Raw genomic sequence first — 19,920 nt, forward strand, 5'->3', positions numbered from 1 at the left:
CTTCACGCTGTCGCGCCTGCCGTTCCACCTCCTTGTCACGCAAACGCACCGCAACTACATAAACGAGTAACAAAAGTAGCCAGTGGAAAAGGAAAGTAAATAGAAAATCCGTTCCGCTTCGGTATCGCTCGGTCAGGTCTAGTTGCAGCTTCCACATGAACGGCGAAGCGAAAGTGCCAGCGAACGTTGCGCCGAGAATAGCCTTTGGAATCCACCGTTCTTCACATAAACGCGCAGAAGAATAAACAGCTAAAGGAGCAGCAACCAACCACGGAGAGAATCCAGAATTCGTCGGGAGCGCCAGCATCCAGGTAATTGCCCATGCCCCTAGACAGAAAATCATCCCTACCGGAGCAATGACAGGCCGCGACCGCCAAATGAGAAAGAACGGGACAAAGGCCCACGAAACCACAGCTTGCACGATGTGGATCTCCATAGGCAGCGGCCCCGGTACCAGGGTGTACAAGAGCGCCAGTAACACGGCCAAGCCCGCAAGCAGCACATCGCCTAAGCGGAGAGTGCGCAGAAAAGTCATGCCTTTAGACATCAAGTCTTTTCTCCCGCTACTTAGTAACCAATTGCCCGGCGCGCATGGCAATCCGGGACCTCGATGTGCAGGGCTTCCTCGTAGATCCGGGCAAGAACGTTGGCGGATTCAGCCCAGCTGAACTTCGCGGCGTGGCTGACGGCGGCTTCGCCCATGCTGATGCGCAGCGGGTCGTCGTCAAGCAAGTGCTCCAAGGCATCCGCCCAAGCCTCGGGGGAGTGGCCGTCGACGAGCTCGCCGGTCTTTCCATCTGCCACAGCGATGGACAGGCCACCCACGCGCGCAGCGATGACGGGGGTACCGGAGGCCTGTGCCTCCAAAGCCACCAACCCGAAGGACTCGTTGTAGCTGGGCACCGCCACCAGATCGGCCGCGCGGTAAATGGAGACCAGCTCCTCCGGCGGACGCGGGCTTAGAAAGCGCACGTGCTTGGAAAGCCCCAGCTTGTGCACCAGGTTCTGGTAGTATTCCGGCGTCGAGTTCACCCCCGATGGGCCACCGCAGAACAGCACGCGGATATTGCGATAAGGATCGCGCTCAATGAGCTCAGCGGTTGCACGAATGAGAACCTCCGGGCCCTTGAACTTCTGCAGGCGGCCCACGAAGGCCACGACCTTGGTGTGAATCGGAATGCCCAGCTCGCGGCGCGAACGCTCTGTGTTGCGGTTGGTGCCCGGAGTAAACAGCTCAACGTCAGCGCCGGGCGAGACCACCTTGATGTGGGAAGGGTCGGCGTCGTAATGCTCGACCAAATCCTGCGCCTCCTGCTTCGTGTTCACAACGAGCAGGTCAGCGTTATCGACCAACTGCTGCTCGCAGATGCGGCGCGCTTCCGATTCACGCGTATCGTCCGCGGTGCGGTGGGCATTCTTTACCGCCGCCAAAGTGTGAGCAGTGTGCACCAGCGGCACGCCCCACAGATCGCGCAGCAGCCAGCCCACCTGGCCGGAGAGCCAGTAGTGCGTATGAATAAGGTCATATTCCAGCCCAAAGCATTTCACGAACTGCACCAGGCCACCGGCAAAGGCGATCATCTGCGTGGGAAGGTCTTCCTTATCAAGGCCCTCATACGGGCCGGCCACGATATTGATAACCCGGAGGCGCTCTTCAACCTCGACGACTTCCCCCTGGCTAGGCCGGGTAGCACGGGTAAAGACATCGACCTCTACTCCCTGCTTAGCCAGCTGCCGCGCGATATTAAGAACGTAGACATTCATGCCGCCGGCATCGCCGGAACCGGGCTGCTCGATAGGGGAAGTATGCAGAGAAATCATCGCGATGCGCATATCCACACAGTCTAGCGTTCCCTATTCATGGCTATACTGGCCCGTGCTAAAATTTACGTAACCGAAAGGTGCTGAATTCCCCATGTCGGCAATCGACAACAAGGAGTGGCTCCAGTTCTACCCAGAGTGGACACCACACCACCTTGACTACGGAGACACCACTCTCCTCGACATTTACGACAACAATCTGGCAATCAACCCGGATAAGCCCGCGACGTACTTCTTTGGCAAGACCCAGACTTTTGCTGAGCTCGACCGCCAAGTTCGCCGCGCGGCCGCCGGCCTCCGGGCATTTGGAGTGCGCCCAGGTGACAAAGTGGCCATCGTCGCCCCGAACTGCCCGCAGTACGTTGCGGCCTTCTACGCCATCCTGAAGCTCGGCGCCATCGCCGTGCTGCACAACCCGCTCTACACTGCGCACGAGCTGGAGGGTTTGTTCAAAGATCACGGCGCCCGCATCGCAATTGCCTGGGACAAGACGGCTTCTACCCTGGAGAAGCTGCGTGGCACCACGAACCTTGAGACGGTCATCTCCATCAACATGATCGATGCGATGCCAACGACTCAGAAGCTGGCGCTGAAGTACCTGCCATTTCTAAAGTCCAAGCGCGAGCAGCTTTCTACCCACGCAAAGAACACCGTGACCTGGGATAGCCTCATCGGCAACGCGATTGGCGGCGACGGCCGCGACGTCAAGACACCGGAGGACATCACCAAGGACACCGTGGCGGTCATCATGTACACCTCCGGCACCACGGGGCAGCCAAAGGGCGCGCAGCTTTCCCACGGCAACTTCTTTGCCGTGATTCTGCAGGGCAAGCACTGGGTCCCTGGCCTGGGCGATAAGCCAGAGCGCATGCTGTGTGCGCTGCCGTTTTTCCACGCTTATGGCCTGGTCATGAACGTCATCCTACAGCCGCTCATCGGTGGCGAACTGGTCATCATCCCGAAGCCGGACATCTCCCTCATCATGGACTTGATGAAGAAGCACACCCCGACGTGGATTCCGGGCGTGCCGACCCTCTACGAGCGCATCGTGAAGGCAGCTGAGGAAGACAAAATTGACATCAAGGGCGTGCGCGCGGCTTTCTCCGGCGCTTCCACCCTGCCTGTCGATACCGTGGAAAAGTGGGAAGAATACACCGGCGGCCTGCTGGTTGAAGGCTATGGCCTAACCGAGTGCTCCCCCATCATCGTGGGCAACCCGATGAGCACCGATCGCCGCCCAGGTTACGTGGGCATCCCGTTCCCGGATACCGAAATCCGCATCGCAAACCCGGACAACCTCGACGAAACCCAGCCCGACGGCGTCGAGGGCGAGGTCCTCGCCCGCGGCCACCAGGTATTCAAGGGCTACCTCAACAACCCTGAGGCCACCGAAGCTGCCTTCCACGACGGCTGGTTCCGCACCGGCGACATGGGCATCATGGAAGAAGACGGCTTCATCCGCCTGGTTTCGCGCATCAAGGAAATCATCATCACCGGCGGCTTCAACGTCTATCCAGGTGAGGTCGAAGAGGTGCTGCGTACGCACCCGGCGATTGACGACGTCGCGGTTGTCGGCCGCCCACGCTCCGACGGCTCTGAGGACGTCGTGGCCTGCATCGACCTGGCCGACGGCGTGGCGCTCGACCCTGAAGGCTTGAAGGAATTCTGCCGCGAGCGGCTCACCCGCTACAAGGTGCCGCGCACCTTCTACCACTTCGAGGAACTGGCCAAGGACCAGATGGGCAAGATTCGCCGCCGCGAAGTCCAGGCCGATCTGCTCAAGCGCCTGGAGAAGGAAAAGGCTGGGCAGTAGCCACTGCTTCCGACTCCACTTCCCGGCCCCACCGGAAGAGCATGACGGAAAAGTTTGGCAGACAGAAGTGTTTAGTTCACAAAATGGTTATACTGTCCGAAACAAAACTGTTTGCCACCCCAAAGGAGTGACGTCATGTCGGATACCCAGCCATCTGCATACGAGTCCAAAGCTTGGCTTGCCAGCTACGCCGAGTGGACCAACCACCACCTCGACTACGGCGAACAGACCCTGCTTGATATCTACAACGAGAACCTTGCCAAGCACGGAACTTGGCCGGCTACCTGGTTCTTTGGACGCCAACAAAGCTACCACGAGCTAGATATCCAGGTTCGCGCCGCAGCGGCCGGGCTTAAGGCCTTTGGCATCCGCCCCGGCGATCGCGTGGCCATGGCGCTTCCTAACTGCCCACAGCACATCGCGGCCTTTTATGCGGTGCTCAAGTTGGGCGCAATCGTCGTCGAGCACAATCCGCTCTACACCGCCCACGAGCTCGAGGGCCTTTTCCAGGATCACGCCGCCCGCGTGGCCATTGTCTGGGACAAGATGACCGCCACCTTCGAGCAGCTGCGCGAAACCACCCCGCTTGAGACGATCATCTCCGTCAACATGACCGAGGCCATGCCGCGCAGCAAGCAGCTGCTCCTGCGCATTCCTATCCCACCCATCACGGAGCAGCGCGAGCAGCTCACCGCCCCAGCGCCCAACACCGTGCCGTGGAGCACCCTGACCGGCACCGCAATCGGCGGCGATGGCACCAAGCTTGCCGACGCCGAAATTCACCCCGAAGACACCGCCATCATCCTGTACACCTCCGGCACCACGGGTACACCGAAGGGCGCGGAAATCACCCACGCGAATATCTGCGCCAACGTGAAACAAGGTGTGGCCTGGGTGCCCGAGTTTGGCAATAAACCCGAGCGCATGCTGGCCGCTCTGCCAATGTTCCACATCTACGGCCTCACACTCCTCGCAGCACTCGGCGTCTACGTCGGCGGCGAGCTCGTACTCACCCCGGCACCAAAGATCCCGCTCATCATGGACATCATGAAAAAGCACCGGCCTACCTGGCTGCCTGGCGTGCCCACCTTGTATTCCAAGATCATCGAAGCTGCAGAAGCCAACAACGTCGACATCACCGGCGTACACAACTCGCTATCGGGCGCCGCCGCGCTGCCGCCGGAGACCGTTGAGAAGTGGGAGTCTTTGAGCGGCGGCCTATTGGTTGAAGGCTACGGCCTCACCGAGACTTCCCCGGTCCTTACCGGCAATCCGATGAACAATTCACGACGCCCCGGCTACATCGGCATCCCCTTCCCCGATACCGAAATCCGTATCGCTAACCCGGACAACCTTGACGAGACCATGCCAGACGGCGAGCCCGGCGAGCTGCTCGCGCGCGGCCCGCAGGTGTTCAAGGGCTACTTCAAGAACCCAGAAGCCACTGAAAAGGCCTTCCACGATGGCTGGTTCTGCACCGGCGATATGGCGGTCATGGAGTCCGATGGCTTCATCAAGATCGTCTCCCGCATCAAGGAGATGATCATCACCGGCGGCTTCAACGTCTACCCTGGTGAAGTCGAAAAGGTCATCGGCATGCACCCCGACGTCGTCGATGTCGCCGTGGTGGGCCGCCCGCGTGCAGACGGCTCCGAGGACGTCGTCGCCTGTGTCATCCTGCGTGACGGCGCCGCCCTCGACCCAGAAGGCATGAAGGACTTCGCGCGCCAAAACCTGACCCGTTACAAGGTGCCGCGCACCTTCTACCACTTCGAGCACCTTGCCGCAGACCAGCTAGGCAAGATTCGCCGCCGCGAAGTGCAGGCGGATCTGCTGCAGCGCCTAAAGTCCGGAAACCACAGCTAGCGGTTTAGGCCCGCCATAGCAGCCAGGGCTAAGCTTAAAAGCGATGCAGTTTTCTTCTTCTCAGCCCTGGCACCGCTTCTACGGCGAATGGACGCCCACCTCGTTGGACTACGGCAACGCCACGCTCCTTAGCCAACTGGCTGAGACCATCGCCGCGCACCCCGAGCGGGTGGCGCTGCGTTATATGGGCGAAGAACTTTCTTATGCGCAGCTCGACGCCGAGATCAACCGGGCCGCCAGCGCACTGAGCGCCCGCGGCGTGCAGCGCGGCGACTTCGTGGCCTTGGCGCTTGCTAACCGCCCCGCCCACGTCATTGCCTTTTATGCGGCACTGCGCTTGGGCGCTGCCGTGGTGGAGCACAATCCCCAGTTCACCACGCATGAACTGACCCCGATGGTGGCCCACCATGGCGCCCGCGTAGCCATCGCACAGGGGCCGGCGGTAGGCATCTTCCGCGAGTTGCCGCAGCTTGAGCACGTCATCGACGCCGACGCAGACTGGGAAGATTTCCTCGCCGAGGGTAAGAAGCAAACGCCACGGGCCGAAGTAAACAAAGACGATCTCGCACTCATCCTCTACACCTCCGGCACCACGGGCACCCCCAAGGGCGCCATGCTCTCTCATGGCAACCTCGCCGCCAACGCACTGCAAATGGCCCACTGGTGCCTACCGGAGGAGCACCCACAAGCGATGGCGGTTTTGCCGCTGTTCCACTCCTATGGCCTGACCATGTCGCTGACGGTAGGTGTGGTCACGGGGGCGTCGATTAGCCTCGTGCCTGCCCCGCGCCTAGAGCTTATCCTTGCGGCAATTGCGGCAGCCCCTCCCACCTGGCTGCCCGCGGTCCCTACGGTTTATCAGCGCATTGTGGACGCCGCACCGGAGCTTCCGAAGATCGCCCAAGCCATCTCCGGCGCCGCGACGCTGCCCTCTGCAACCATCGGCCAGTGGGAGACTCAGGCCCACGGCTTCCTCGTGGAAGGCTATGGGCTTACCGAGGCCGCGCCCGTTGTGACCTGCAATCCTTTGAACGAACACCGCCGCGCCGGCTGCATTGGCATCCCCATGCCGGATACGCAGGTACGCATCGACCCCGACACCGGGGAGCTACTCGTGCGCGGGCCACAGGTCTTTTCCGGCTACCTCCACAATCCGGAGGCCACCCGCACCGCTTTCCAGGACGGATGGCTGCGCACGGGCGACCTCGCCACTCAGGACGCCGATGGCTTTATCACCCTGCGCGCCCGCCTCAAAGAGACCATCATCACCGGCGGTTTCAACGTCTACCCCGGCGAGGTCGAAGAGGTGCTGCTTTCTCACCCTGCGCTTGCCGACGCCGCCGTTATCGGCCGCCCTCGCCCCGACGGCTCCGAAGACGTCGTAGCCTGCATCGTGCTCGCCAGCGCCCAACCCGGCGCGCCCGCGGATGCCGCGCAGCCCACGCAGGAAGAACTCCGCGAGTGGTGCCGTGGCCAGCTCGCCCGCTATAAGGTCCCGCGCGAGTTCATCGTGGTTCCAGACCTAGGCCGCGATGGCCTGGGCAAACTCCGCCGCCGCGCTGTGGCCGAGCGTTTTCTGTAATTCTTCCAGCCACCCCCAAAGTTGAGTAAAACCTCACATTTTGGGCGAATAAGGCTGCAAACTTACGCCTATGTAAGCTACCGTGTCGTCATCGCGTTTATTTTGTTATAGCTAACTATTCTTTAACGCGGTTTTACTTCCTCTCCTCTTTTTTCTTCCAACCAAAAAACTCCGAGGTAATAACCCGATGCATTTGTCATCCCTGACACCACTTCACCGCCTAACTGGCGCCACCATCCTCTTCGCCGGCCAGGGTTCTGCCTGGCAGAAGGCACTCGCACAGGCCGCCGCGCAGCCACAGGTTCGCACCCGCCTGGTCGAGCTCCTCGAATCCGCCCGCACCACCACCGCCCCAGTCGCGCGCCAAATCGCGTCAACCTGCCCCGGCGTCTTCGGCCGCCTGCAGGAACTTATAGACGGCGAGGACAACGTCCAGGACGCAGACGTCTTCCCCGCCTATTCCATCCCGGGAATCGTGCTCGGGCAGATCGCCGCAGTGGAGCATCTCGCGCAGCTGGGCCTGCGTCCGGAAAGAGCACTCGGCCACTCCCAAGGCTCCCTCGGAGTGCTGGCGCTGCACGACCCGCAGGAGGCGCTGAGCTTGGCACTAGTGATGGGAACGGCGGCGTCGGCAAGCCACGGCAGCGTCGACGCCCGCTCGCACATGCTGGCGCTGCGCGGACTCACGCGCGAGTTCGTGGAGGAACGCCTCCAAGGCGATGCCGTCATAGCCGTGGTCAACGGCCGCCGGGCCTTCGCGTTATCCGGTTCCCCAGACTACCTCGCAGCCACGCGCACCGCCTTGGAAGGCGCAGTGGATGAATACAACGCCACTCTCACAGAGCGGACCGTAGGCGGCGACGAGCTCGAGCTCCACGCCACCGAGCTTCCAGTGGCCCTTCCCTTCCACCATCCCAGCCTTCACGCCGCCGCCGAGCTCACCGAAGAATGGGCAGCTGCCTGCGGAATCACAGACCACGGCCTGGCGCGCGAAATTCTCGTCGAAGAACACGATTGGCCGAGCCTTATCCAGGCAAACATCGCTGAAAAGCAAGCACAAGGCTCGGAGTTTTTGCTCAGCCTCGACGCTTCCCTAACGCGCCTGAGTGAGCCGCTGGTCACCGGCAGCGGCAGCGTCATCGTAGAGATTGCTACGCCCGAGCAACGCGACGCCCTTGCCACACCGGGCACGGAGCTGCCCGAGCCGCTTGATTACCGCGACTTCGCGCCCCGCCTGGTGGAGCTTCCCGATGGCCGTTTCTATACCCAAACCCGATTCTCCGATCTCACGGGTCTCTCGCCCATCATGCTGGGCGGCATGACGCCAACGACCGCCGACGGCGAGATCGTGGCCGCCGCCGCAAACGCCGGCCACTGGACCGAGATGGCCGGCGGCGGAATGTACTCCGACGAGGTCTTCCGCACCCATCTTAAAGTGATGGAAGAACACTTGAACCCAGGCCGCACGGCACAGTTCAACACCATGTTCTTCGACCGTTACCTGTGGAACCTGCAATTCGGTCAAACCCGCATCGTGCCCAAGGCGCGTGCGGCTGGCGCCTCATTCAACGGCGTGTGCATTTCTGCCGGCATCCCAGAAGTCGAGGAAGCAGGCTCGCTACTGAACCAGCTCCACAGCGATGGCTTCCCCTATATCTCCTTCAAGCCCGGCACCGCCCAGCAGACTCGCGACGTCCTGCGCATCGCCGCCGCCTACCCGGAACACCAGGTAATCATGCAGGTCGAGGACGGCCACGCCGGCGGCCACCACTCCTGGGTCAACCTCGATGACATGCTGCTCGAGACCTACGCCGCAATCCGTGAGCACAACAACGTAGTGCTCGCAGTGGGCGGTGGCATCTCTACTCCACAGCGCGCCGCCGACTATCTCACTGGCAAGTGGGCACTGCGCTACGGTCAGCTGCGCCTGCCTGTCGACGCCGTCTTCATCGGCACCGTCGCCATGGCCACCAAAGAGGCCAAGGCCACCGATTCGGTCAAGGAGCTGCTGGTAGACACCACCGGCATTTCGCCAGAAGACAACGGCGGCTGGGTCGGCCGCGGCACCGGCACCAATGGCGTGGCCTCCTCCCAATCCCACCTGTTGGCCGATATCCACGACCTCGACAACTCCTTCGCCGCGGCCTCGCGCCTTATCACTTCCCTGTCCACCGAGGACTACGCGGCCCACCGCGCAGAAATCATCGCCGCCCTTAACAAAACCTCGAAGCCTTACTTCGGCGACGTCGAGAAGATGACCTACGCCCAGTGGCTGGAGCGCTTCGTCGAGCTGGCCCACCCCTTCGTCGATCCCACCTGGGATGACCGCTTTTTCGACCTTCTCCACCGCGTGGAGGCGCGCCTCAACCCGGCGGATCACGGCGAGATCGACACCCTTTTCCCAAGCATCGATGACGTCCACGATGCCCCTGCCGCTTTAAAGCTTTTGCTGGAAACCTACCCGGAGGCGGCGTCGACAAGCGTGTCCCCACGGGACGCCGCCTGGTGGATCTCGCTGCACTACAAACATGTAAAACCCATGCCGTGGGTGCCTGCCATCGACGGCGATCTCAAGACGTGGTTTGGCAAAGACACGCTGTGGCAGGCGCAGGACCCGCGCTACACCGCCGACCAAGTGCGCATCATCCCGGGCCCCGTGTCGGTTGCCGGAATCACGCGCAAGGATGAGCCCGTGGCGGAGCTGCTCGCGCGCTTCGAGGCCGCCACCACCCAACAGTTGTGCGATACAGGCGAAGAGCCACAACGCCTCTTCTCCCGCTTGCACGCGGTTGCTGACGCCGCGGAATTCATCAAGGCTTCCCCCACCCTGGTCTGGCATGGCCACTTGATGGATAACCCGGCCTTCCACATGGATGCCTCCGCTTTTGAGCTACGCCAGGATGAGACCGGCCAATGGGAAATTGTTATTCACGCCGACTCCTACTGGGATAACCTGCCGGATAACCAGCGCCCCTTCTACGTCCGTGAGGTCACCGTGCCTGTGGACTTGCCGGCCGATGTGTCCACGGGCGGCTCGCCGGTGGTCTCCCACGAGCGCCTGCCCGATGCCGTCTACGCGCTCCTGCGCGGCCTCGCCGGCGTGGGCTCGGTGGCCGAGCAAGGCGACGTCATCGACGAGATGCCACGCATCGAAGAAGACAGCATCGACGCGGAGGCGCCTTTCGGCCGCGCGCACTACTCCTTCCACCTGCCTGCCTCTCTTTTGGAGGCGCACACCGCTGTCACCGGCGCGGGCCTGCCCGTGGCTGAGACGGCCCTGCCGGTGGGCACCCCCGATGTGCTAGTCGGCCCCTGCTGGCCGGCCATCTACACCGCGCTGGGCTCTGGCCTGCTGCCCGATGGCTACCCAGTCATCGAGGGCCTGCTCAACGCCGTGCACCTAGATCACCTCGTGGACCTGCGTGTTCCTCTCGCCCAGCTGGCCGACGGCCGCCGCATCGACGTCACCTCCCAGTGCACCTCCATCGAGGAATCCGCCTCCGGGCGAATCGTGACCGTGGAGCTCGAACTGCGCAACGGCCCCGACGTCCCGGAAAATGCGGGCGAAATCGTCGCTACGCAAGTCCAGCGCTTTGCCATCCGTGGGCGCGCGAGCGGCACCGCGGCACCTACGCCGGCTCCGGAGTGGGGCGGCGGCAAATCCTCGACCAAGATCACCTCCACCCCGCGCTCCTTTATCGACCGCGCGGTAGTCACTGCCCCGCAGGATATGACCCCATTCGCGCTGGTCTCGGGCGATTACAACCCCATCCACACTTCTTATAACGCCGCCCAGCTCGTGGCTCTCGAGGCTCCGCTGGTTCATGGCATGTGGCTTTCTGCCACCGCGCAGCACCTCGCGGCCCGCCACGGGCAGGTGGTGGGCTGGACCTATTCCATGTACGGAATGGTTCAGTTGCACGACGTCATTGACATCGTCGTCGAGCGCGTCGGCCGCAAGGGCATCCACGCCGCGCTCGAAGTCACCTGCCGCATCGACGGCGAAGTAGTCTCCCGCGGGCAGGCGCTGCTTGCACAGCCGCGCACCGCCTACATCTATCCGGGTCAGGGCATCCAAGCCGAGGGTATGGGCAGCACGGACCGCGCCGCTTCCCCGGCCGCGCGGGAGATTTGGCGCCGCGCCGACCAGCACACCCGTGCGGCGCTGGGCTTTAGTATCCGACACGTCATCGATGACAACCCCACTTCCCTGCGCGTCAACGATGAAACCTTCGTCCACCCGCAGGGCGTGCTGCATCTCACCCAATTCACGCAGGTAGCACTGGCCGTGGTGGCTTATGCGCAGACTGCGCGCCTGCGCGAAAACGACGCCGTTGCCTCAAATGCGATGTACGCTGGCCACTCCCTCGGCGAGTACACAGCGCTGGCCTCGCTGGCCAATATCTTTGATCTCGAAGCGGTCATCGACATTGTCTACTCGCGCGGATCTGCCATGGGCAGCTTGGTCCCGCGCGACGCGGAGGGCAACTCGGAGTACGCGATGGCGGCGCTGCGTCCAAACCTTGTGGGAATTTCTGCAGACGAGGTCGATTCCTTCGTCGCCTCCGTCGCGGAGGAGACCGGCGAGTTCTTGGAAATCGTCAACTACAACATCCGCGGCCAGCAATATTCCGTGGCCGGCACCAAGGCTGGCCTAGAAGAGCTTATTCGCCGTGCGACGGCGGCCCATCCACGCGCCGCCGTCATGGTTCCGGGCATCGACGTTCCTTTCCACTCACGGGTGCTGCGCGATGGCGTGGCAGCCTTCGCAGAAAAGCTCGACGAGCTGCTGCCCGCACAGCTAGATCTTTCTGCCCTTGTAGGCCGCTATGTGCCGAACCTCGTCGCAGTGCCTTTCGAGCTGACCCAAGAGTTCGTCGACGCCGTGGCAAAGAAGGCTCCTTCCGGCAAGCTCGATGGCCTCGACGCCTCCTCGCTTGAGCCGCAGGCACTCGCCCGCCTGCTCCTCATCGAGCTGCTGTCCTGGCAGTTCGCCTCCCCGGTGCGCTGGATTGAGACCCAGGAACTGCTCTTCGACGAGGTCGATCAATTAATCGAGGTCGGCCTTGCCGCCTCCCCAACCCTGACCAACTTGGCCAAGCGCTCCCTGGCCGTGGCAGGCCGCGACCTGCCCGTATTCAACGTCGAGCGCGACCAAGACCAGGTCATACTCCAGGACGTCCAGGCAGCACCAGAGCCCGAGACCGCCCCAGAGACAGAGGAACCGACTGTCGAGGCCGCATCGGCCCCAGCCGCCCCAGCCACCCCAGCCACTGAATCCGCGCCAGCCCCGGCCGAGTTCGCTCCCGCAGGTCCTGCCCCGGCTGCGCCTTCCGCAGGTGCCGCCCCCGAGCTCACCTTCCGCGCGGCCGAGGCCATCATGGTGCTCTTTGCGTTCCAGAACAAGATCCGCATCGACCAGATCAACGACTCCGACACCATCGAGGAGCTCACCAACGGCGTTTCCTCGCGCCGCAACCAGCTGCTGATGGACATGTCCACCGAAATCGGTGTGCCGGCTATCGACGGCGCGGCAGACGCGGACGTCGCCAGCCTGCGCGAAAAAGTTAGCACCGCCGCGCCAAGCTACGCCCCCTTCGGCTCTATTCTCAGCGAGGCCATCACCGCCCGCCTGCGCCAGCTGCTGGGTGCGGCAGGCCTCAAGCCCGCCGCCGTGGCCGAGTACGTCACCGGCACTTGGGGCCTGCCTGAGTCTTGGGTCGCCCACGTCGAGGCCGAAATCCTGCTCGGCTCCCGCGACGAGGATTCCGTCCGCGGCGGCAGCCTGAACACGGTTCCGTCCAGCGCCACCAGCAAGTCCGCGGCGCACGAGCTTATCGACGCCGCCGTCCAGGGCGTCGCCAATGCGCACGGCGCCAGTGTCTCCAAGGGCGCTGCCGCAGGTGGAGCCTCCGGCGGGGTCGTGGATTCCGCCGCTCTCGAGGCCTACGCCGAGACCGTGACCGGTGAGAACGGCGTGCTCGCCACCGTGGCCCGCCAGGTCCTCACCCAGCTCGGCCACGTCGCCGAGCCTGCCGAGGCCACCGCCCCAGACACCGAGGTCATCGAGGCCGTCGAGGCCGAGCTCGGTTCCGGCTGGCTCAAGTCCGTCACCCCTTCTTTCGACGCGGCACACGCCTTGCTTTTCGACGACGCCTGGGCCACCGCCCGCGAGCGCCTCGCCCGCGTAGCACTCGGTGAGATCGTAGCCGACGACGAGCTCGCGCAGCCTGCCGTCTTCCAGGGCGCCGGCGCCACCGTGGCTGAACAGGCCCGTTGGTGGGCACGCTCGGGGAACACCGCTGTCGACTCTGCCCACTTCGAGCAGATAGCCGCAGCCGCCGAGTCCACCGAACGCGGCGCTTACGCCGACGACGTCGCCCTCGTCACCGGCGCCGCACCGGGCTCCATTGCCACCGCCGTGGTCGAGCGCCTCCTCGCAGGCGGCGCAACCGTCATCATGACGGCATCGCGAGTGACCCAATCCCGTAAGGAATTCGCCCGCCGCCTCTACGCCGAGCACGGCCGCCAGGGATCTGCCCTGTGGTTGGTTCCGGCCAACCTCACCAGCTTCCGCGACGTGGACTCCCTGGTGGAGTGGATCGGTTCCGAGCAGCGCGAATCCGTGGGCAACGAGGTGAAGATTCTCAAGCCAGCGCTCACCCCAACCTTGGCATTCCCATTCGCGGCACCGTCTGTTTCCGGCTCGCTTGCAGACGCCGGCTCCTCCACGGAGTCCCAGGCTCGCCTGCTGCTGTGGTCGGTCGAGCGCCTCATCGGCGGCCTCTCTGACCTCGCGGTCAAGGCCCCGAGCCCCACCCGGTGCCACGTAGTCCTGCCGGGCTCGCCCAACCGCGGTACCTTCGGCGGCGACGGCGCTTATGGCGAAGTCAAGGCCGCGCTCGACGCCATCCTGGCCAAGTGGAACGTCGAGGCTGGTTGGCCTGCCAGCGTCACCCTTGCGCAAGCCAAGATCGGCTGGGTTGCAGGCACTCACCTCATGGGCGGCAACGACGTCCTCGTTCCAGCCGCGCAGAAGGCCGGCATCCACGTCTGGTCGCCGGAGGAAATCTCCTCTGAGCTGCTAGACCTAGCTTCCGCCGAGTCCCGCGCCCGCGCCACCGAACGCCCGATCGAGGCAGACCTCACCGGCGGTCTCGAAGGCTTCTCGCTGACCTCCCTAGAGGTCGAGAAGCCTGCTGCGCAGTCCGCTGCAGAGAGTGCCGTCAAGAACACCACCGCCCGCATCAAGGCACTGCCTTCCCCGGCACGCCCGGTGCAGCCGCAGCTGGCTGAGGAACTTGGCGACATCACCACCGACCTCGACGACATGGTGGTCATCGCCGGTATCGGCGAGGTGAGCTCCTGGGGTTCCGGCCGCACCCGCTTCGAGGCCGAGTATGGCCTGCAGCGCGACGGCTCCTGCGAGCTGACCGCCGCCGGTGTCATCGAACTCGCGTGGATGACCGGCCTCATCGCATGGCACGAGGAGCCCACGCCGGGCTGGTTCGTCGGCGAGACTGACGAACAGATTGCAGAAGAGGACATCTACGAGCGCTTCCGCGACGAGGTCGTGGCCCGCGCCGGCGTCCGCGAGCTCACCGATAAGTACCACCTGGTTGACCGCGGCTCCATCGACCTGACCACGGTGTTCTTGGACCGCGACATCACCTTCAGCGTCAGCTCGGAAGCACTCGCCCGCGACATCGCCGAAGCCGACCCAGAGTTCACCAGCATCCGCGAGGCTGACGGCGAGTGGGAGGTCACCCGCCACAAGGGCGCCACCGCAAAGGTGCCGCGCAAGGCCACGCTGACCCGCACCGTGGCCGCGCAGATGCCGGACAACTTCGACGCCGCCCGCTGGGGCATCCCGGACCACATGCTGGACTCCCTCGACCGCATGGCCGTGTGGAACCTGGTCACCGCCGTCGATGCTTTTACCCAGGCAGGCTTTAGCCCCGCCGAGCTCCTGCAGGCCGTCCACCCAGGCCAGGTCGCCACCACGCAGGGAACCGGCATCGGCGGCATGGAGTCCCTGCACAAGGTCTTCGTCTCCCGCTTCTTGGGCGAGGACCGCCCCTCCGACATCCTGCAGGAAGCCCTACCCAACGTCATTGCAGCGCACACCATGCAGTCCTTGGTCGGCGGATACGGCTCGATGATCCACCCCATCGGCGCCTGCGCCACGGCCGCGGTGTCCATCGAGGAGGGCGTCGACAAGATTACGCTGGGTAAAGCCGACGTCGTGGTCGCCGGCGGCATCGATGACGTTCAGGTCGAGTCACTGCAGGGCTTTGGCGATATGAACGCCACGGCGCAGACCTCCGCCATGACCGCGCAGGGCATCGACGAGCGCTTCATCTCCCGCGCCAACGACCGCCGCCGCGGCGGCTTTCTCGAAGGCGAAGGCGGCGGCACGGTTCTGCTCGTGCGCGGTTCGCTGGCGGCCGAGCTCGGCCTGCCGGTGCTCGCCGTGGTCGCCCACGCCGCTTCCTACGGCGACGGCGCCCACACCTCCATTCCGGCTCCGGGCCTCGGCGCTCTGGGCGCCGGTCGTGGTCGAGAGAACTCTCGTCTCGCACGCTCGCTGCGCGGGCTGGGCCTTAGCCCGAACGACGTCACGGTGCTGTCCAAGCACGACACCTCCACCAACGCCAACGACCCGAACGAGTCCGAGCTGCACTCCATCTTGTGGCCAGCTATCGGGCGCGACGCGGATCAGCCGATGTTCGTCATCTCGCAAAAGACGCTCACCGGCCACTCCAAAGCCGGCGCCGCGCTCTTCCAGACCGGCGGGCTCATCGATGTCTTCCGTACCGGGCGCATCCCCGCCAACGTCTCGCTGGACTGTGTCGATCCCCTCATCGCACCGAAGGCGAAGAACCTGGTGTGGCTGCGTTCGCCGCTGGATCTGGCAGCCGCGGGCCGCAGCGTGAAGGCCGCGGCGCTGACCTCGCTGGGCTTCGGACACGTCGGCGCGCTCATCGTGTACGCGCACCCGGGCGTGTTTGAGAAGGCCGTCGCCAAGCAGCGCGGCACTGACGCTGCAGCTGCTTGGCGCGAGCGTGCCGAGCAGCGCCTAGCCGCCGGTCACGCCCGCTTCGAGGCCGGCATGTTGGGCCGCGCGCCGCTCTTCGAGGTCATCGACGGCCGCCGCCTGCCGCACGCCGACGCCAAGGTGATGATTGACGGCTACGGCCTCGTCGACGCCGACAAGGCCGCGGAAATCTCCATGCTCCTCGACGCCGATGCGCGCCTGGGCAGCAACGGTGAATTCCCGAGTGTGTAGTCGTTAGCTAACTGGCTGGCCAGACCAGCCAGTAGTAGATAGAGCTCAGGCCCGCTTCCGGAAAAGGGAAGCGGCGCGACGAACCACTCATGTGGATTGTAGGTGCGCCCGTCGATCCCAACCTGAGACACCTTCAACCGCACGTCTGCAAAGCAGTGGCTCACGATAAGAGTTATCTGGCGCATTGCGCTCGCAGTCCACCGGGATAACAGCTATCCCGGTAAACTAGGATATCGATCTACCGGGATAAGTCTTATCTCCAATGCCCCAAGCGCATGACAGGAGTCAGCTGTGGCAAAGACAGGCGAATTGGAATGGATCCCCGCTGATGGCAGTGGTCTTTCTCGACGCGCCAAACAAGGAGGTAAGTATCACGCTTTCGTTCCCGATCCCCTCGCAAGCATGTCGTTGAAGCTTCCGTCCGAGCTCTCGCGACGTATCGTTCGCATCGAGCGGGAGATTCACAATCTTGGGATGAGAGACAATACCCACTCCCTTGAAGGAGTTGTGCGACTCCTGCTCCGTTCTGAGGCCGTCGCTTCCTCCCGGATCGAGGGAATCGCTCCCAACTCCGACAAAGTGGCCATGGCGATCCTCGCGCGTGAATCAGATTCCGAAATTCGGGGTTTCAAAGAATCCGCAACAGCTGTCGCCCGCAATGTCGCCATCCTCGACACCATCAATGCAGACTTAGCTTACAAAGACGAGCTGGTCCTGGATGACATTGTTGCAATGCAGACAGCGCTCGTTGCAGAAAAGCCTTTGCAAGGAGTACGAACTACTCAAAACTGGATTGGCGGGTCTGACTATCACCCCATCGATGCGGCTTTTGTCCCCCGCCTCCTGTACAAGTCCCAGGACTCCTCGACGATCTCATTGAATACTTCAACGGGGCAGACCACGCCGCGCTCGTTCAGGCAGCGCTGGTTCATGCACAGTTCGAGACCATCCACCCATTCCCGGATGGGAATGGACGCGTGGGGCGAGCCAAGATTCACGCGCTTTTGCAGCGCAGAGGGCTCACCGATGCTACGGTTCTCCCCGTCAGTATGGTTCTGGCAACGCTCGGTGACCGTTACGTCGACGGACTCACGAAATTCCGCGAGGGTGACGTGCTGGCATGGATCTCTTTCTTCGTCAAGGCTGCACAAGTCGCCACCACCAAAGCAGCTGAACTTGCGGATAGCGTCGCCGCCCTAGAAGCAGAATGGATGGACAAGGTCAATCACCACCGCACTGCGCAAGGAAGCAAGCGCGCATTGAAATCGAATTCGACGGAGTTCCAACTGCTCAAGAAGCTACCTGCCATGCCTTTGGTCACGGTGCCCATCGTGAAGTCCGAGCTGGGGATTTCATCGACAAGCACGGCCCGAGATGCTCTCGATTCACTCACCGACGCTGGCATTCTGCGTAAGAAAGTCATCGGTGTGGGCGGGCTTCTCGGTTACTTCGCTGACGATGTTTTCATGTTGGTCAACGATGCTGAACGCCAACTCGCCTCGACGCAGTTTAATACTCGGCTTTCACCTCCGACCGGCCGAGCGGTTCCAGCCCTTCGCGATAAATAAGCAGTAATCATTAGTAGTCACGCGCTTCGTTTCCTTACATAAGGCAAAGCGTCGTGCTGGTGCGACGCTGCAGGAAAGGCATCGGAAAGCGCAAAAGGGACAGTCACTCAAAGTGACGGTCCCTTAATGGCGCAGATTAGGTGCCCTTAACGTTGAGGATCTGGCGCAGGGTGTGCTTGACCTCAACGAGCTGGGTGGCATCGGCCATCACGCGGTCGATGTCCTTGTAGGCGTCCGGAATCTCATCGACGAACTCGGCGCCGGGACGATAGACGATGCCTTCCATGCGTGCGGCAAGGTCCTCCTCGGTGAAGCGGGCCTTGGCCTGGGTGCGCGACATGACGCGGCCGGCGCCGTGCGGCGCAGACTTAAGGCCCGGCGCGTAGCCCTTGCCTTCCACGACGTAGCTGGCGGTGCCCATCGAGCCGGGGATGAGACCGCGGTCGCCCTCATCCGCCTTGATGGCGCCCTTGCGCGTGAGCCACACGTTCTTACCGTAGTGGTTCTCGCGCTGGGTGTAGTTGTGGTGGCAGTTGATGCGCTCGAGCTCGAGGTTCTCGCGATCCGCGCCGGACCAGGTGGCGACGCAGTCGAGGAAGCGGTCCATCATCTCATCGCGATTGAGCAGCGCAAAGTGCTGTGCCCAGTGGAGATCCGCAATGTAGGAGTCGAACTCTTCCGTGCCCTCGACGAGGTAGGCCAGGTCCTTGTCCGCGAGCTGGATCCAGTGCTTCTCGCAGTGGCGCTGCGCAGCTTTGATGTGCTTCTGTGCAATCTTGTTACCCACGCCGCGCGAGCCGGAGTGCAGGAACAGCCAGACGCGATCTTCTTCGTCGAGACACAGCTCGATGAAGTGGTTGCCGCCGCCCAAACTGCCTAGCTGCTGGCGCCAGTGCTTCGAATGACTAAGGTCCACGCCGGTGTCCTGGGCCAGCTGCGCGAGCTCGCGCGTGCGGGCCTCGGTGCGCGGGTCCATGATCCAACCGTTGTAGTTTCCGGGCGAGAGTGGAATGGAGTCTTCGACCGCGGTGCACAGGTCCTCGAGAGCGAAGTCCTGGATATCCGCGTGCGTAAGGTGGGTCCGCACGGCAATCATGCCGCAGCCGATGTCCACGCCGACGGCCGCCGGGATGACGGCACGCAGCGTGCCGAAAACGGTGCCGACCGAGGAGCCCTTGCCGAAGTGGGCATCAGGCATGAGCGCCACGTGTGGGTAGACGAAGGGCAGGTCAGCGACGAGTTGTGCCTGCGCCACCGTCTTGTCTTCAACAATGGAGGCGAAGTTGTGCAGGCGCATAAAAGAGCCTTTCTCTGCGTTTGCGTAACGCAGTTCGTGAGAAAGGGCCTGCTTGGGCGGCTGACTTATAAGTTTGCGCGCGGGTCGCGCGGCTGGCACCAACGTCCGGGATAAGCAGGGCCGCTTTCCCGGGAAATGGTCAAGTCAGCCTGTTAGAAGAGTTGCTTAAAGAAGCGTCCTAGCGGCTGATTGTTATAGGTCATCATCGCGGTTCGCCTCCTTTATGCTTTCTCGTTCTTCTTTCGGGCTGTTAGTGCTGCGTGTGAGCCTACACGATGTACGCGATTTCTGCATGCGATTGATGATGCGAAGAAATTCACCCAGCCACGAAAAACTTGACACCGTCCATTCAACCGCATTCGCTGCCTGCTCATTTGTTCGTCCGTCTGGCGGGGTGTCGTGCGCCGTGATGAGCTTCGTTTAATCGTTCAGCCCACCTCGACCTAGTCGAGAGTGGGCTGGATCTTTATCTGGGTTATGCAGCAAGATTGCTCTGGGTAAAGCCGACGTCGTGGTCGCCGGCCGCATCGACGACGTGCAGGGCGAGTCCCTCCAAGGCGGGTGCCGCGCTCTTCCAGACCGGCGGTATCATCGACGTCTTCCGCACCGGCCGCATCCCGGCCAACGTGTCGCTGGACTGCGTTGATCCGCTCATCGCACCGAAGGCGAAGAACCTGGTGTGGC

7 protein-coding genes and 2 pseudogenes are annotated in these 19,920 nt (G+C 63.0%); 5 read left to right on the plus strand and 4 right to left on the minus strand.

The genetic code is table 11. The features are described 5' to 3' along the window. Both HMPREF2935_RS13520 and mshA read right to left on the minus strand, forming a co-directional pair. Positions 1-535: pseudogene (locus HMPREF2935_RS13520) on the minus strand (two-component sensor histidine kinase); the annotation flags it as partial. Positions 536-567: 32 nt separating this feature from the next. Next, on the minus strand, positions 568-1,833 hold the full coding sequence (gene mshA / locus HMPREF2935_RS04350; protein WP_070732162.1) for a D-inositol-3-phosphate glycosyltransferase: 1,266 nt from the start codon (positions 1,831-1,833) through the stop codon (positions 568-570). 82 nt (positions 1,834-1,915) lie between these two features. On the opposite strand from mshA, the gene HMPREF2935_RS04355 reads away from it, so the two are divergent. The 5 genes and pseudogenes from HMPREF2935_RS04355 to HMPREF2935_RS04375 all read left to right on the plus strand — a co-directional run bounded on the left by HMPREF2935_RS04355 (position 1,916) and on the right by HMPREF2935_RS04375 (position 17,939). Further along, positions 1,916-3,634 carry a long-chain-fatty-acid--CoA ligase gene (locus HMPREF2935_RS04355; protein ID WP_070732086.1) on the plus strand — a complete coding sequence of 573 codons (1,719 nt, stop codon included), beginning with the start codon at positions 1,916-1,918 and terminating at the stop codon, positions 3,632-3,634. Between the two features lie 135 nt (positions 3,635-3,769). Further along, positions 3,770-5,500: a long-chain-fatty-acid--CoA ligase gene (locus tag HMPREF2935_RS04360; RefSeq protein ID WP_061920329.1), complete on the plus strand. Its 1,731-nt coding sequence runs from the start codon at positions 3,770-3,772 to the stop codon at positions 5,498-5,500. A gap of 43 nt (positions 5,501-5,543) precedes the next feature. Further along, positions 5,544-7,082, plus strand: coding sequence for an AMP-binding protein (locus tag HMPREF2935_RS04365; RefSeq protein ID WP_061920327.1), 1,539 nt, complete (start codon positions 5,544-5,546; stop codon positions 7,080-7,082). Positions 7,083-7,269: 187 nt separating this feature from the next. Beyond that, positions 7,270-16,371 (plus strand): type I polyketide synthase, encoded by a 9,102-nt coding sequence (locus HMPREF2935_RS04370; RefSeq protein WP_070732089.1) that lies wholly within the window; start codon positions 7,270-7,272, stop codon positions 16,369-16,371. A gap of 291 nt (positions 16,372-16,662) precedes the next feature. Beyond that, positions 16,663-17,939: pseudogene (locus HMPREF2935_RS04375) on the plus strand (Fic family protein). A gap of 136 nt (positions 17,940-18,075) precedes the next feature. Here the strand turns inward: HMPREF2935_RS04375 and HMPREF2935_RS04380 are convergent. Beyond that, entirely contained in the window at positions 18,076-19,236 is a 1,161-nt protein-coding gene (locus tag HMPREF2935_RS04380; RefSeq protein ID WP_070732090.1) for an RtcB family protein, read from the minus strand. A 475-nt stretch (positions 19,237-19,711) separates the two neighbouring features. Beyond that, positions 19,712-19,920: hypothetical protein (locus HMPREF2935_RS13175; RefSeq protein ID WP_168166288.1), on the minus strand; the 209-nt coding region annotated here is incomplete at its 5' end.

The sequence above is a fragment of the Corynebacterium sp. HMSC076D02 genome, assembly GCF_001813815.1.
Classification (GTDB): Bacteria; Actinomycetota; Actinomycetes; order Mycobacteriales; family Mycobacteriaceae; genus Corynebacterium; species Corynebacterium simulans.

Bases quoted from the DNA above. Each gene is read 5' to 3' on its own strand.
- HMPREF2935_RS04380 (WP_070732090.1), bottom strand. From the start codon at position 19,236: ATGCGCCTGCACAACTTCGCCTCCATTGTTGAAGACAAGACGGTGGCG.
- HMPREF2935_RS04360 (WP_061920329.1), top strand. From the start codon at position 3,770: ATGTCGGATACCCAGCCATCTGCATACGAGTCCAAAGCTTGGCTTGCC.
- HMPREF2935_RS04355 (WP_070732086.1), top strand. From the start codon at position 1,916: ATGTCGGCAATCGACAACAAGGAGTGGCTCCAGTTCTACCCAGAGTGG.
- HMPREF2935_RS04370 (WP_070732089.1), top strand. From the start codon at position 7,270: ATGCATTTGTCATCCCTGACACCACTTCACCGCCTAACTGGCGCCACC.
- mshA (WP_070732162.1), bottom strand. From the start codon at position 1,833: ATGCGCATCGCGATGATTTCTCTGCATACTTCCCCTATCGAGCAGCCC.
- HMPREF2935_RS04365 (WP_061920327.1), top strand. From the start codon at position 5,544: ATGCAGTTTTCTTCTTCTCAGCCCTGGCACCGCTTCTACGGCGAATGG.